13 protein-coding genes and 1 pseudogene are annotated in these 13,224 nt (G+C 62.0%); 8 read left to right on the plus strand and 6 right to left on the minus strand.

Going from position 1 to position 13,224, the window contains the following annotated elements; all coding sequences use genetic code 11:
- Window positions 1-325 precede the first annotated feature (325 nt).
- Window positions 326-727 carry a hypothetical protein gene (locus tag B0G57_RS06240; RefSeq protein WP_102606824.1) on the plus strand — a complete coding sequence of 134 codons (402 nt, stop codon included), beginning with the start codon at window positions 326-328 and terminating at the stop codon, window positions 725-727.
- Window positions 728-810: 83 nt separating this feature from the next.
- Here B0G57_RS06240 and B0G57_RS06245 read toward each other — a convergent pair whose 3' ends face one another.
- Window positions 811-1,230: a DUF1810 domain-containing protein gene (locus B0G57_RS06245; protein WP_102606825.1), complete on the minus strand. Its 420-nt coding sequence runs from the start codon at window positions 1,228-1,230 to the stop codon at window positions 811-813.
- 184 nt (window positions 1,231-1,414) lie between these two features.
- Between B0G57_RS06245 and B0G57_RS06250 the strand changes: the two genes are divergently transcribed.
- The 5 genes from B0G57_RS06250 (at window position 1,415) to B0G57_RS06275 (ending at window position 6,296) form a co-directional block, all read left to right on the plus strand.
- Entirely contained in the window at window positions 1,415-1,855 is a 441-nt protein-coding gene (locus B0G57_RS06250; protein WP_102606826.1) for a hypothetical protein, read from the plus strand.
- 288 nt (window positions 1,856-2,143) lie between these two features.
- Complete coding sequence (locus tag B0G57_RS06260) at window positions 2,144-2,905, plus strand: DUF3348 domain-containing protein (RefSeq protein ID WP_317615661.1); 762 nt, start codon at window positions 2,144-2,146, stop codon at window positions 2,903-2,905.
- Between the two features lie 10 nt (window positions 2,906-2,915).
- Window positions 2,916-4,997, plus strand: coding sequence for a DUF802 domain-containing protein (locus tag B0G57_RS06265; RefSeq protein ID WP_102606829.1), 2,082 nt, complete (start codon window positions 2,916-2,918; stop codon window positions 4,995-4,997).
- Window positions 4,994-5,641 (plus strand): OmpA family protein, encoded by a 648-nt coding sequence (locus tag B0G57_RS06270; RefSeq protein WP_102606830.1) that lies wholly within the window; start codon window positions 4,994-4,996, stop codon window positions 5,639-5,641. The genes B0G57_RS06265 and B0G57_RS06270 overlap by 4 nt, the downstream gene beginning before the upstream one ends.
- On the plus strand, window positions 5,634-6,296 hold the full coding sequence (locus B0G57_RS06275) for a DUF2894 domain-containing protein (protein WP_102606831.1): 663 nt from the start codon (window positions 5,634-5,636) through the stop codon (window positions 6,294-6,296). Before B0G57_RS06270 ends, B0G57_RS06275 begins: the two co-directional genes overlap by 8 nt.
- 99 nt (window positions 6,297-6,395) lie before the next feature.
- Here the strand turns inward: B0G57_RS06275 and B0G57_RS06280 are convergent, their stop codons facing one another.
- From B0G57_RS06280 to B0G57_RS06290, 3 genes are all read right to left on the minus strand, one after another.
- Window positions 6,396-8,123 carry a pyrrolo-quinoline quinone gene (locus B0G57_RS06280; protein WP_102606832.1) on the minus strand — a complete coding sequence of 576 codons (1,728 nt, stop codon included), beginning with the start codon at window positions 8,121-8,123 and terminating at the stop codon, window positions 6,396-6,398.
- Window positions 8,124-8,370: 247 nt separating this feature from the next.
- Complete coding sequence (locus B0G57_RS06285; protein WP_102606833.1) at window positions 8,371-8,619, minus strand: hypothetical protein; 249 nt, start codon at window positions 8,617-8,619, stop codon at window positions 8,371-8,373.
- The gene (locus B0G57_RS06290) at window positions 8,616-9,875 is read right to left on the minus strand and encodes an alkaline phosphatase family protein (protein WP_102606834.1); all 1,260 of its coding nucleotides are present in this window, start codon (window positions 9,873-9,875) and stop codon (window positions 8,616-8,618) included. The genes B0G57_RS06285 and B0G57_RS06290 overlap by 4 nt, the downstream gene beginning before the upstream one ends.
- 182 nt (window positions 9,876-10,057) lie before the next feature.
- Here B0G57_RS06290 and B0G57_RS06295 point away from each other — a divergent pair, with 182 nt between their 5' ends.
- The gene (locus B0G57_RS06295) at window positions 10,058-10,735 is read left to right on the plus strand and encodes a J domain-containing protein (protein WP_102606835.1); all 678 of its coding nucleotides are present in this window, start codon (window positions 10,058-10,060) and stop codon (window positions 10,733-10,735) included.
- A gap of 69 nt (window positions 10,736-10,804) precedes the next feature.
- Here the strand turns inward: B0G57_RS06295 and B0G57_RS06300 are convergent, their stop codons facing one another.
- Window positions 10,805-12,109, minus strand: a complete 1,305-nt coding sequence (locus B0G57_RS06300; RefSeq protein ID WP_102606836.1) for an MFS family transporter — start codon at window positions 12,107-12,109, stop codon at window positions 10,805-10,807.
- A 313-nt stretch (window positions 12,110-12,422) separates the two neighbouring features.
- Window positions 12,423-12,803 (minus strand): DUF5594 family protein, encoded by a 381-nt coding sequence (locus B0G57_RS06305; protein WP_102606837.1) that lies wholly within the window; start codon window positions 12,801-12,803, stop codon window positions 12,423-12,425.
- Window positions 12,804-13,003: 200 nt separating this feature from the next.
- Here B0G57_RS06305 and B0G57_RS31590 point away from each other — a divergent pair.
- Window positions 13,004-13,114 (plus strand): annotated as a pseudogene (locus tag B0G57_RS31590) (CoA transferase); the annotation flags it as partial.
- Window positions 13,115-13,224 lie beyond the last annotated feature (110 nt).

A 13,224-nucleotide genomic window follows, 5' to 3' on the forward strand; every position in this document is an offset into this window, starting at 1 on the left:
TGCATGGCTTAGGCGAGCGGCAGAAAGTGGCCAAATCCGGAAACCGTCATTGAACGACGGTCGATCCTCCCGGCGCGACCCCGAACCTCCGCTGTCGACCCACAGCGGTCTTTCCTGATTCCCTAAAACGGACATACACGGGCTGCGATTCCACGAGGCACGCACTCTCAGTCCGTGAAGGACTTCCATTCTTTCGCGCGGTAGCCCACCTGCGCAACTGTGCAGAAGCAAATCGGCTTTGTGATGTCCCTTTCGATGCTCGCGTTTAGCTTATAGCCGCTGCCGTTACAATCCCCTACTTCGTCTCCACAACCCACCACGCATCGTGAAACTTCCCCTTGCGGCAACACTCGCAGTCGCCATCGCAGCCACAAGCACGGCGGCGATAGCCCAGACGTCCGGCGCCAGCGATACATCCGAGCAGCAGTGCGCCATCGGCTACGTCACAGGCATCGGCGGATCCGCGGAGAGCGTTCGCGAATATCTCGCGACGCCGGACAACAGCAAATATCGCTATCTCGCGGATAACCCGATCCAATGCCGGATTTCCGACGAGGGCCGCGCTTCCGCCTGCACCGGACTCACAAACCTTCGCAATGAAAGAGTCAGCGTGTATGACGACTCCGGCGGCGCAACGATGGCCGTCGTCGCCCGTGTCGAGCTCGACCAGGGAACATACCCTGTGATTATCGTTGTGCGAAAGCAGGATGTGCGGTGTGAGCACTGAATGTGCGCACTCCAGGGTTCCTCTGCCCACTAACTGAAGCCGTCGCGCCGATAAGCGACGCATAGGTAAACGTCTGCATGCGCCTAAATCCGCTGCAGCGTCTTAGTATCAGCCTCGCCCGCGAAGTACTTACGCAGCGCTTCTAGAAAGATTTGGTTATCTTCCGTCGCGCGCGAAAACAGCGTCATCGATGAGCGAAACTTCATGTAGTCCGGATAGCCAAAAATCTCCTCGATCGAACGACGCTCCACGTCGTTCACGAGCCGCGTCGCCTCGCGCAGGCGCTCGCTCAACACCGGATGCTTCAGATAAGCCTGCGCTTCGGCAAGCGACGAAATCGCGAACCGCTCCGCCGTTGGGCTGCTCCCGAGGCCCTCGATTTGCGGAAACACGAACCATATCCAATGAGTGCGCTTGTGGCCCTCGCGCAGTTCCTCGAACACCTGCGTGATCACCGGATTTTGCGCGTCGACGAAGCGCTGAAGGTCGTAAGGGTCGTCCATCTCGCTCTCCTGCGTGCCGGGCGGGCGGCAAATGCTCTCAGCCCATTCTCGTCCTGCCGACGGAGGCGTGGCAAGTCAACTTTGTTACACCTCTTACTGAAGCCGAACCGGCGTGTTACAGGAGCCTTTCGACTCTCCGCTATACTCCGCGCTGCCTCAAACAAGTACACGTCAGGCCTCTAACATGTCGAAGAAAATCATTCAGATCGTTGCTGCCGCGGCGTTGAGCGCCGCAGTGTCGTTGCCCGCGCTCGCGAGCGACTTGAACAATGCGCTCGGTGGCGCGCTCGGCGGCGCCGCCGGTGCGGCTGTCGGCGGTGCGCTAGGCGGGAGCACGGGCTCCGTCATCGGCGGCGCGGTAGGCGGCGGCGCCGGCGGCGCGCTCACCTCGAATCGCAGGGAGCGCACGGGCGCCATCATTGGCGGTGCGCTCGGCGGCGGCGCCGGCACCGCTGCCGGAAATGCGATGGGCGGACGCAGCGGCGGCATCATCGGTGCCGCGGTAGGCGGCGGCGCGGGCGCGGCGGTCGGCGGCAACATCTCGCGATCGAACTCGTACTCCAACGACTACCACCGCGGTTATCGGAGAGGCAAGCACCATCGCCGCCATCACGACGACGATTGATAAGCCACCCGCTTCTCCCGCGCATTTGTCGCAAGCGCGGCATCTGCGGGAAGCGTGCAAGCAGTCGCCGTCTGGCGCCATGCACGCTTCACCGCCCCCGGTTGCATCGATTCGCCTGCGGCACCTTCGCCGCAGTGATGATGTCGACCCCGCCTCATCGGCTGCCCCACTTCGGCCATCATGGCCTCGAATTCTTCCGCCTGCTCTCAGCGCATCTCGACGAATCGGCCAGGACATCGCGTCGGCGTGTAAACTGCTGCCTTTTTCGACTTAGATGGTGCAGTGGTAGTGAAAGCCCCGCAGCGCACGGCTTTTAGCAGCCAGACCCTTATTCGCTTGCTCGCTCGCTTGGCGGACGCCCGTATTCCCGAATCGACTCAATCGCTGTCGGAACGGCTGAGCCAATGGCTCGACTGGACCGACGCCATTGCGATGTCCACGGCGTTGGCTGCGACGCCGGCCCCTGTCTCGGATACGCAAGCCGCCATCGCCAGCGACGAGAACGAGTGTTCACGCGTGCGCGCATCGCTAGCCGACGCGATCGCTCGCGACAGCGTGCTCGCGATCGAGAAACGCAGCAGGTCGACGCACGGGGCTCGCCGGGAAGGCCTCGTCGACGCCGACGAGGTAGTCGACTACACCGTCTTTCGCCATTGTTATCTGTCGATGCAGCAGGCGATGGACGCGAGCATCGGTAAGCTGCGTGAACGCCTGCGCCGATCGCTGGCTGCGAAACGGCCCGCGCTGGCCCAGCTCGCGGCTGTCGATGCGGTCATGGAGCGCGCGCTGAGTGCGCGCGAGCACAACCTGCTGACGGCGATCCCCGACTTGCTCAATGTTCGTTTCGAGCGTCTGCGTCAGGCCAGTCAGGATGCGGCCGCCGCCCACGACGACGACCGCGAGGGCCATGCAGAAAGTGGCAACCCGCCCGCCCCGCACGATGCGTGGCTCGACGCATTTCGTCATGAGATGCGCAGCGTGCTGCTCGCCGAACTGAGCCTCCGTTTTCAACCGGTCGAAGGGTTGCTCGCGGCCCTTCGCACGAGCTGACCGAGACGTTATGTCCAGAAATTTGATCAATCTTGTTGTGTTCCTGGCGGGACTTTGCGTTGCATGCTGGATCGGCTTCGGCTATATCGGCACGAATCCGCTCGCCTTCGCTGTCACGTTCCTGATCGTTGCGTCTTATCTCGCAGGCGCATGGGAGTTGCAGCGCTATCAGCACGCGACGGCTACGCTCGTGCGTGCCGTGATGGAGCTCTCCGGCCCACCGCCGAGCCTCGCTGCATGGCTCCAACGATTGCACCCGAGCCTCGGCAACGCGGTGCGTCAACGCATCGAGAACGAACGCGCAGCGTTGCCGGGACCGACGCTCGCGCCGTATCTTGTCGGCTTGTTGGTGTTGCTCGGCATGCTCGGTACGCTCCTCGGCATGGTCACCACATTGCACGGCACCGGAACGGCGCTCGAAAGCGCAATGGACATCGAAACGGTCCGCGCAACCCTCGCCGCACCGGTCAAAGGATTGGGGTTCGCGTTCGGCACTTCCATCGCGGGCGTGGCTACATCGGCCATGCTGGGGCTGCTTTCGGCGCTCTGCCGGCGCGAGCGCATTCTCGCGGCACAGAGGCTCGATCAGAGGATAGCGACGACTTTGCGGACCTATTCGCAAACGCATCAGCGAGAGGAAACACTGCGGCTGCTGCAGCGGCAGGCTGAAGCCATGCCGGTCCTCGTCGATCGGCTACAGGCCATGATGGCCACCATCGAGCAGCAAAACGAAACATTGAGCGAGCGACAGGCCGCCCATCAAGAGGCGTTCTACAACAGAGTCGAGGCCGCTTACGATCGCTTGGCTTCCTCCGTGGCGCAATCGTTCAAGGCGAGCGCCGCCGAGAGCGCGCGCGTGGCCAGCACGACGCTGCAACCGATCGTCGACACGACGATGCAGAGCCTCGCGCGCGAGACCATTTCATTGCACGGCACCATCCGGCATGCCGTCGAGCAGCAATTGCAGGGTCTAGCGGCCGGCTTCGAAGCTTCGACCGCCGCCGTCGCGAACGTATGGAGCCAGGCGCTCGCGGAGCATCAGAAGTCGAGCGAGGCGCTTGCCGCGCGCCTCAGCCTGTCGCTCGATCAGTTCAACGAAACGCTCACGCAGCGCACGAGTAATCTGCTCGAGGGCGTCTCGGCTCGCCTCGAAGCGGCAGCGGATAGCGTGTCGGGCACGTGGAATCAGTCGCTGTCGCAACAAGAACGAATCAACGAGCGGTTGGCGGACCGCAACGAGCGGGCGCTCGCCGTCGCGGCCGCCACTTTCGAGCAGAATGCGGCATCGCTGATTGGCGGCGTGGATCAGTCACATCGGAAGTTGCAAGAGGACTTGGCATCGCAGGATCGGCAACGACTCGCGGATTGGACGCAAACGTTGGGCTCGATGGTCACGACGCTGAGCGCGCAATGGGAGCAGATCAACGCGCTGACGGCAAGTCGGCAAAAGGAGATCTGCGATACGCTCGCGCGCACCGCGCGGGACATTTCGGCTCAAACCAAGGCGCACGCGAGCGACACCATCGCTGAAATCTCCGGGCTCGTGCAGGCGGCCTCGGAAGCGCCGAAGGCAGCGGCGGAAATCATCGGCGAGCTGCGCGAGAAGCTTTCGGAGAGCATGGCCCGCGACACGGCGATGCTCGAAGAGCGCACCCGCTTGCTCGAAACGCTTCAGACGCTGCTCGATGCCGTCAATCATGCCTCCTCGCAACAGCGGGAGGCGGTCGACTCGCTGATTGCGACGTCTGCCGGCCTACTCGATCGCGTGGGCGCTCAGTTCTCTGACAACGTGCAGGCCCACGCCGAAAAGCTAGGTGCGGTGACGGCGCAAGTCACGGCGAGCGCCGTGGAAGTAGCGAGCCTCGGCGAAGCGTTCGGCGCGGCCGTGCAGTCGTTCGGCGAATCCAACGACAAGCTGCTGACGCATCTAAGCCGAATTGAAACGGCGCTCGACAAATCCCTCTCGCGCAGCGACGAGCAGCTCGCCTACTACGTCGCGCAGGCAAAGGAGGTCATCGAGCTCAGCATGCTGTCGCAGCAGCGGATCGTCGAAGAGATGCAGCAGCTCTCCGGGCGGGAGACGGCGGCATGATCGACGAAATCGACGGAGGCGTAGAACCGACGACGCCCGTCTGGGCCGCCTTCGGCGATCTGATGTCGGTGCTGCTCGGCATTTTTGTGCTGATCCTCGTCTGCGTCATCGGCGTTCAGTTGCAGCTTTCGGCGAAGCTGCAACAAGCGGTGAAGGAGCGACAGCTGGAAGCGGCGCGCCGACACGCCTTGGAGCAAGCGCTGGCCGGGCCGCTGGCGGCCGGCCGCGTCACGCTCGTCAATGGCCATATCGGCATCAGCGGCAGCCTGCTTTTCGCGTTGAACTCCGATCAATTGCAGCCGCAGGGCCGCGACATTCTGAAGAGTCTGGCCGGCCCGCTCTCGGCGTATCTGCACGATCACGACGAGATGCTGATGGTCAGCGGCTTTGCCGACGACCGACAGGTGCGCGAGGGCAATCGGCGCTTCGCGGATAACTGGGAGCTGTCGGCGAAACGCTCATTGACGGTGACGCGTGCGTTGATCGACGAGGGCATCCCCGCCTCGTCCGTCTTCGCGGCTGCGTTCGGCTCCGAACAACCCGTGAGCTCGAATTCCGACGACGTGGGCCGGGCCAAGAACCGCCGCGTGGAAATTGCGCCTGTTCCCAGGCCCTCGAAGGCAACGTCGATGTCCCATGAATAGCGCCGCAACTGAGGCACGCGCGAGGCTCGAGCAATGGAAAGCGCGTGGCGCCGATGGCCTTGATCCCATTCGCTTCAGATTCATCGAGGCATTGGAGAGACGCACCGCCGAACAATGCGGCGAGGCGCGACGCATCCTTGAAGAGAGGCTCTCCGTACTGATCCAGGCTTACGCGGACGAAGTCGGAAGCGCCGCGTCCCAGACAACCCATAGCGAGGCAGCAATGTCGCCGCGCGAGCCTGCACGTGGGCTACTCGCCCAGCTCGTCGATTCCATTGCCAATCGGTCGTCGGTTAGCGGCATGAGCTTGCGCACAGGCGACGCCGTGCACTGGCGCCACCCCGGAGCGGAGTTCGAGGCACTCGGGTACTTCAGAGAAGTATGGTCCAAGGTCAACGTCGAAAGCCAATTGAGGCAGTCGCTCGAGCAGGTACCCGACAATGCGGGCCCGCTCAATTCGGAGAGCCTCGTTCACCGGGCGCTCGCGCTGATGCAAAAAGCATCGCCGGGCTATCTGAGGCAGTTTTTGTCGTACGTCGAAGCATTGACGTCTATGGAACGGATGAACGTCGGCGGCGTCTCTGCAAGCAAAGAACCATCGCGTTCGGGGAGCATGAGGAGCGCGACGAAGAGCACAAGGAGCAAGCCGCGCTAGGGGGTTTCTTGTCTGCCAAGCTACTTCCTGGGAGCTTCATCGAGCAACGACTGCTTGCTTTGATCGGTTGTCGTCACCGCTCGTCGATGAACCAAATGGCTACTGAGTGCCCAATAACCCGAACACCGCCACACCGTTCGTCGCCCCTACGTACACCTTCCCGTTCGCGATCATCGGCGTAATGAACTTGTTGCCCGCGCCGAACTGATCGCGTCCATTCGGAGCTTGATTGCTGTTATAAAGCTCGTTCGCGAGATTCGTCGCATCGTACGCGTAGAGCCCCGCGATGTTGCCGTTTTGCGCGGCCCAGACAATCGCATTCGAGGAGCCGTTTGCCGATACGCTCGGCGTCGTGCCCGGCGCGCCGAACGTTTCCGGTGACTGGCTCGTCGGCGTTGCGGAAAAACGCGCATTCGACACGGTGAATGCTTTGACGTGATCGTCGACCGAGCCGTAGTACACCGTGCCGCCAAAGTACGCCGGCATGCCGAATTCCCGGCCGATTAGTTGCCCGCTGATCTGCTGATAGATGTTGTTCGCGCCTGGACTGAACTTGCCCATCGAATCGCGATCGACGACGTAGATGTTCCCATCTTTCCCCGCCCCTATCGCGAGATGGTGAACGACGCCCGATGCGTCAGCGAAGTCCGGCAGCACGAGCGCCCCGCCCGAACCGAGATCGACGTCCGCTTGCGATTCGGTAACCGTGTCGAACTGGTTGAAGTAGTCGGCGACCGCGAGCCCGTTCGTCGTACTGAGCTTCAGGAAACCATTGCCGAAATCTCCTAGCGCCGGAAAGCCGTTCGCATTCAGCGTCGCGTCAAACGTGCCGTTCGCATCGAGGAAATAGATCGATTGTCCGTCCGACGCCATGCCGGCACCGCTCATCCATATCGCCCCTTCTGTGCCGTTTGGCGTGAGGTTCAAAACGCTCGTCTGCTTCAACGTATCCGCGCTGTAAGCAATCACCCACCCGTTGTATGGGTCATGGTCGCAATGGGAAGTCCAACCCGTGTAGATGTTGCCGTTCAGTTCGAGCAACGACTGACGCTCCGCGTATTGCTTCGGGTCGAAAGTCAGAACCCCGCCCGCGCTGTTCGGTCCGTTGCCCGGGAACGATGCGGCGATTTCGGTCGGGCCGCCGAACAGCTCGGCCCCCGTTGTCATGTCGAGCGCGTGAATACGCTGGTGATAGTTGCCCGATGCATCCTTCGACATGCCGACCACATAGATTGCACCGTGCGGTCCGCGAGAACGGTCGATCACCGGCGTAGAGGTGATGCCGATTTCTGGAGAGATCTGGAAGCAGCCGAAGTCGTCGCTCGGCGTTTCGTTGGCACCGAGCGTCGAGACGTGCCATAGGGGCGTGCCGCTATCGGCATCGAACGCGTAGACGCTCGCGTGCTCTGTCTCGACGTAGAGCACGTTGTGGGATCCGCCCGCGATCGGCACTGAAGCAAGGTAGAGAGGTTCCGCGTCGACCTTTCCGTCCGTGGCGAAAAAACCGATCTTGCCGAACGTCGTCGCATTCACGTTGGCAAGCGTCAGTGTCTTCTCGGCCAACTGCTGGCCCGTGCGGGCGATATCGTTGTGATAAGTCGCGACATCGACGGCCATCGCACTCGACGATCCCGAGGAACCGCCTCCCGGAGAAGCCGCTCCAGGCGAAGCCCCTCCCGACGAAGCCCCTCCCGACGAGCCTCCTCCCGAGCCCGCCCCGGAGCCTGTGCTCGAAGTCGAACTCGAACTGCCTCCGCCGCCGCAACTGGCAAAGAGCACGGCAAACAGCAGCGCATAGATGCGGCTAAGGCAAGGTGAGAGTCTCATTTGCCCACTCCCCCCGCGCAGCTGACCGGGCCGGTGAAGTCGATCGCGGTAGCGCGATTATCGCGCCACGCCACGCGATCGCGCGCATTGACAGTCAGGTTGGCGGGAAAAGCGGAAGCTTTGGCGGAGCCGACACGCCGTTGCCTCGCTGCCGCGCGGCATCATGATCGGATGGCTCGCTGTATTGCCCGAGTCGACGGGGCGAGCCGTGTACAGTGACGTTGAGTCAGTGCGAATGCACGGCCGGCTAAGGCCGACCATGATGGCCCCGCCGATGGCGATGTTTGGCGCGCTCTGCCAGCAGTAGCGGCATCAGCTCCTCAATGTATTGCTTCGCGTGGCCACGCGTAGCCAATTGGCGGAAACGCGCATGCGCCCTCTCGCGCCCCACCAGCGCGATGTGCGCCTTCCTCAGCACATGGAGATAGGCCATCAGGCTGGTACCGTCGCGCAAGGGCTCGTCGTCGCGCCTATCCGGGGCGGAATTTTGGCTCATGATCCTATCCTTTGCGGGCAGTCCGTGCGGCAAGTCGTCGTGACGAGCGACAGCAGATCGTTCGCGTTTTTGTCCCGATCAGTCAACGGGGCGAGGCCGAACAGACGCTCGACGGTTGCAAGAACGGAACTATGGTCATAAACGGTGTGCTCCACGTGGCCGCGAGCAACCCATGGCGAGACGACGATTGCAGGCACGCGCACGCCATAGACGTTGAACGAGAAGCCACTCGCGTTCAGCGTGTCAGGCGCGCCGTCGTTCGGCGGTGCCGCAGTGCCGGGCGCGACGGAATCGTAGAAGCCGCCATGCTCGTCGTACAGGATGACGAGCAGACTGCTCTGCCAAATCGGTGAATTGCGAATCGCGTTATAGACGCGGGCCGCGAGTTGATCGCCACCGGCCAAACCATCCATGGGATGCTGCGATGTACCGCCCTCGTACGTATCGTGGACGATGTCGCCATACGCGGGCTCGATAAACGTGTAGCGGGCCGTATAGCCGGCCGCGAGATCGTCCGCGAAGTGCGACAGGTCATCGACATCGAAAAAGCTGACGCCTCTGAGCGATGCAACTTGCGGCACGCGTCCCAGGAGCGTGCCCGTTTCGTCCTGATAGAGGCGGTAGCTATCCCCACCGGTCTTGCGGAGCGCGTCGAAAATCGAACCCTTCGGATAGCCGAAGCCGTCCACGGTCTCCCATTCGGCCAGCTCAGCGCGAGTCGGCGAATGGTCCAGTCCGGCCGATGACGCACCGTGCAAGAAGAATCGGTTCGGCCACGTCGGGCCCGGCATCGACGAGTGCCAGCCATCGCAGAGTACGAACTCCGTCGCCAGTCGATAGAGAGACGGCGCCTGCTTCTCGATGTCGGCGCCGAGCATGATCTTGCCGACGTCGGCCGGCTGCGGCGGCGAGCCTTCCGTCTGCGTCGTCGCGTAGTTCGCGACAAAGCCGGAGTTGTTGATTGCGGGGTACGCCTGGCCCCTTTGAAATCGCGCACCGGCGCCGCATAGTTGTTCGACGACGTCGGCAAATTCATGCCCGGGATCGGTGGGCATCTGATCGGGCGCACCTCCGCCGAACGCGTATGTCGCGTTCGCGTACGGGTTGGAATCGTTGGAAGTCGCTGCGACGATGCCGGGCATGCCCGACAACGCGAACATGTGGTCGAACGATCGGTTTTCGAGCATCAGCACGAATACGTGCTTGATACGCTCCGGGAGCGGCGGCGCGGATTCGGCCGTTGCTTCGTCGGTCATGTTCGCCCCTTATCGTCAGATGGTAACCGGCCTGATTCTAGCCACCTTTTCGCGCAAGCCAAAGCCAATCGTGGGTCACTACGCCGAACGGACAAGGCCTACGCAAAGTCGGTCGTCGCGTGACTCGGCGCTGCCGAACAAATGCTACGATCGATGGCATGCATATTTGATCCAGGCGAACGATGGCGACGTTGTACGAGACGTTGGGTGTGCGCGAAGACGCCACTGATGATGAAATCAAGCGCGCATATCGAAGGGCCGCGATGAAAGCGCATCCCGACCGCAATGTCGGGCGCGAAGCGTCGGCACACGCACGATTTCAGGAAATCAAGGAAGCTTACGCGATCCTGTCGGACCCGGTGCAGCGCCGCGTCTACGATTCGGTCTATGCCGAGGAGGTGAGCCGTCTCGCTCGCCGCCGCGACGAAGAAGAGCGCTTAAAGGCCAAGCGTGAGGCGGCGCGCCAGGCCGAGTACGCGCGCTTCGTGAGGCTCGCGATGCGCTTCGCCGAACGCGGCTATAACCGCGACGTCCTGTTTGGTGTGCTATTGGGGCGCGATTGCGAAGTCGAGCTCGCCGGACGCATCGCTGATAGCGTTGCCGCGCTGCATGCCTCGCGACAATCGGCCCCATCTCGGGATGCGAACGAGGATGATCGAGCGCCCCTCGACGAGGAAGCTGTGACGCAGGCGGCGGCACCCGAGAATCCAGACCCGCAATCGGAACCACAATCGAAACCGGACACCTCGCGGCGGGACCCGGAGCCAACGCCGAGCGAGGACGCCGATACGCGGGGTGAACGCGCGCATGCCAACTTGTTCAGTACGTTGTGGCATGGCGTTTTCGGGCTGCGCCAGTAAGAAACACCATTGGCGATCCCGCAACGCGGAGACACCGATTCGGCAATCGCATTGCGCTCGCACCACCGCCTAGGGCTCGTTGCGCAGGTACCCCTCCTTCGAAGGATCGCGCATGCGTAGCGCGACGATGCCGGCGAATGCGCACATCGCTGTCACGTACCAGTAGAACATCGACTCGCTACCCGCCTGTTTCAGCCACAGTGCAACGTACTCGGCCGAACCGCCGAAGATCGCGTTGGCAACCGCATACGAGAGGCCGACTCCGATTGCGCGAACCTCGGGTGGGAACATTTCCGCCTTGATAAGGCCGCTAATCGACGTATAGAAGCTCACGATCGCGAGCGCGGTCACGACCAGGGCAAACGCCGCATAAGGGCTCGTTACGCCAGCGAGTGCATGGAGCAAAGGCACCGTACCGATAACCGCGAAAGAAGCAAACAACAGCATCGATCGACGCCGGCCGATGCGATCGGACAGCGCACCGAAAAGCGGCTGCATCAGCATGTAGACAAAGAGCGCGCCGGTCATCACCGTACTCGCGGTCTTTGCATGCATGCCCGCGGTATTCACGAGGTACTTTTGCATGTAAGTCGTGAACGTGTAGAAGACGAGCGATCCGCCTGCCGTGAAACCGACGACAGTCAGAAACGCACCGCGATGCTGCCACAATCCGCGGATCGTACCGGCCTCCCGGCGCGAGCGGGTTTCCGTGGTGGCGGTTTCGTCGAGGGACTTGCGCAGATAGAGTGCGACCAGCGCTGCAACGGCCCCCATGACGAACGGAATTCGCCACCCCCAGGCCTTCAAGTCCTCGGTGCTCAGCGTCTGCTGCAAGACAACGAGCGCGAGCACGGCGCAAAGTTGGCCGCCGATGAGCGTCACATATTGAAACGAAGCGAAGAAACCGCGCCGCCCTTGCATCGCGACTTCGCTCATGTAAGTCGCGCTAGTCCCGTACTCGCCGCCAACGGACAGCCCCTGGAAAAGCCTTGCGACCAGCAGCAGCGTGGGGGCAAGCACACCAATTTGAGCGTAGGTGGGCAGTACGGCGATCACGAGCGAGCCGCCGCACATCATGAACACGGACACCATCATCGCCGTGCGTCGGCCGTGCCTGTCCGCCAGCCGCCCGAAGAACCAGCCCCCGATCGGACGCATGAGAAAGCCGGCCGCGAACACGCCGGCAGTGTTGAGCAGTTGTGTTGTGGTATTGCCGCCCGGGAAAAAAGCGGGGGCGAAATACAATGCGCAGAACGAATAGATGTAGAAGTCGAACCACTCGACCAAGTTGCCCGATGATGCCGCCACAATGGCAAAGATGCGCCGCCGCGTATTGCTTTCGGCGATGAGAAGCTGAGTCGACTGGTCCGTCATAGAGATTTCGCTATTGCCTTTTTCAAGAAATGGAGAATTCCGCGCCCTGCTCGCACGCCGGGAAGAAAGACCGCCCCTCGCGAGTTTGATGTCGCGATAATGTAATTATCTTGAAAGATTTATGCAATGTAGGGGCAATCGCTCATTGCGCGGCAGGGTGCTGCGGCTGCACCGCAACTGCGAGCCGGACCGGATAGGCCAGATTCGGTGCGGCAAATAGACACCGGAGCGAAATATTGAAAGGAGCTGCGAGGAATAGCCGGCTCCAGGCATGTTCGATGCCCGTCAGCCGCGCCCGCCAAATTTCGGATGCTTATCCTTCGAAGTCCAGATTGCCGAGCAGGATGGCGGGCTCCGCTTGCGAGCGTGACGCGAAATCGATGTCGCGTGCGGCCTCCCATGCCGACAGCTTGCGCGGCAAGGCTTCGAGGTAATGCGCGAAGCGTGCGCGGCCATGGGGACCGACAAGCGTTTTGATTTCGTCAGGGTCCCACGTGAACCGGATGTTGAGCGGATGTTGATAGCCGCGTATATGCTCGTGCGGCGCACTGCGCAACACGATGGCGGTGGGATGCTCAGCATCGCCACACGGAACCACCTCCGCGCGTGCTTTTCCTTCGAAGATCTGAGCCAGCGTCTGTGCGATACGCGGCGCGAATTCGATATCGAATCGGCGGGCCAGGTCGGCATCCATCAAATGTCTCCAGACGAACGCCAATCGTAGCACGCGGGTCCATTGAGTCGCAGGAGCGCTCGAGCGAGGCGATGACCGGCACAAGAGCACGGCGCTTTTCCGTCCAGGAAAGCCTGCTTGATAATCCGTCGATTTTCGCGCGCGTCGAACTCCCGCAACATGTCTCCACGATGTCAATCCAATCAACGGAGACAACTGCCATGAAGCGTCCTTTGGAAGGCGTTCGGATACTCGAAATGGGACAGCTCATCGCCGGACCCTTCGCCGCAAAAATGTTGGCCGAGTTCGGTGCCGACGTCATCAAGATGCAATCGCGTGACGACTTTCTTCCATTTCGCGGAGCCGTCGCTCGATCGCACCGATCTGCTCGCTCAATCGCTGCGGCCCGTTCCACTGCATACGCGTGGTATCGATCAGTACC

It is taken from the genome of Trinickia symbiotica (assembly GCF_002934455.1).
Classification (GTDB): domain Bacteria; phylum Pseudomonadota; class Gammaproteobacteria; order Burkholderiales; family Burkholderiaceae; genus Trinickia; species Trinickia symbiotica.

Excerpts from the sequence above, each read along its gene's own strand:
- B0G57_RS06245 (WP_102606825.1), bottom strand. The coding sequence starts at position 1,230 with ATGGACGACCCTTACGACCTTCAGCGCTTCGTCGACGCGCAAAATCCG.
- B0G57_RS06250 (WP_102606826.1), top strand. The coding sequence starts at position 1,415 with ATGTCGAAGAAAATCATTCAGATCGTTGCTGCCGCGGCGTTGAGCGCC.
- B0G57_RS06265 (WP_102606829.1), top strand. The coding sequence starts at position 2,916 with ATGTCCAGAAATTTGATCAATCTTGTTGTGTTCCTGGCGGGACTTTGC.
- B0G57_RS06270 (WP_102606830.1), top strand. The coding sequence starts at position 4,994 with ATGATCGACGAAATCGACGGAGGCGTAGAACCGACGACGCCCGTCTGG.
- B0G57_RS06275 (WP_102606831.1), top strand. The coding sequence starts at position 5,634 with ATGAATAGCGCCGCAACTGAGGCACGCGCGAGGCTCGAGCAATGGAAA.
- B0G57_RS06280 (WP_102606832.1), bottom strand. The coding sequence starts at position 8,123 with ATGAGACTCTCACCTTGCCTTAGCCGCATCTATGCGCTGCTGTTTGCC.
- B0G57_RS06285 (WP_102606833.1), bottom strand. The coding sequence starts at position 8,619 with ATGAGCCAAAATTCCGCCCCGGATAGGCGCGACGACGAGCCCTTGCGC.
- B0G57_RS06290 (WP_102606834.1), bottom strand. The coding sequence starts at position 9,875 with ATGACCGACGAAGCAACGGCCGAATCCGCGCCGCCGCTCCCGGAGCGT.
- B0G57_RS06295 (WP_102606835.1), top strand. The coding sequence starts at position 10,058 with ATGGCGACGTTGTACGAGACGTTGGGTGTGCGCGAAGACGCCACTGAT.
- B0G57_RS06300 (WP_102606836.1), bottom strand. The coding sequence starts at position 12,109 with ATGACGGACCAGTCGACTCAGCTTCTCATCGCCGAAAGCAATACGCGG.
- B0G57_RS06305 (WP_102606837.1), bottom strand. The coding sequence starts at position 12,803 with ATGGATGCCGACCTGGCCCGCCGATTCGATATCGAATTCGCGCCGCGT.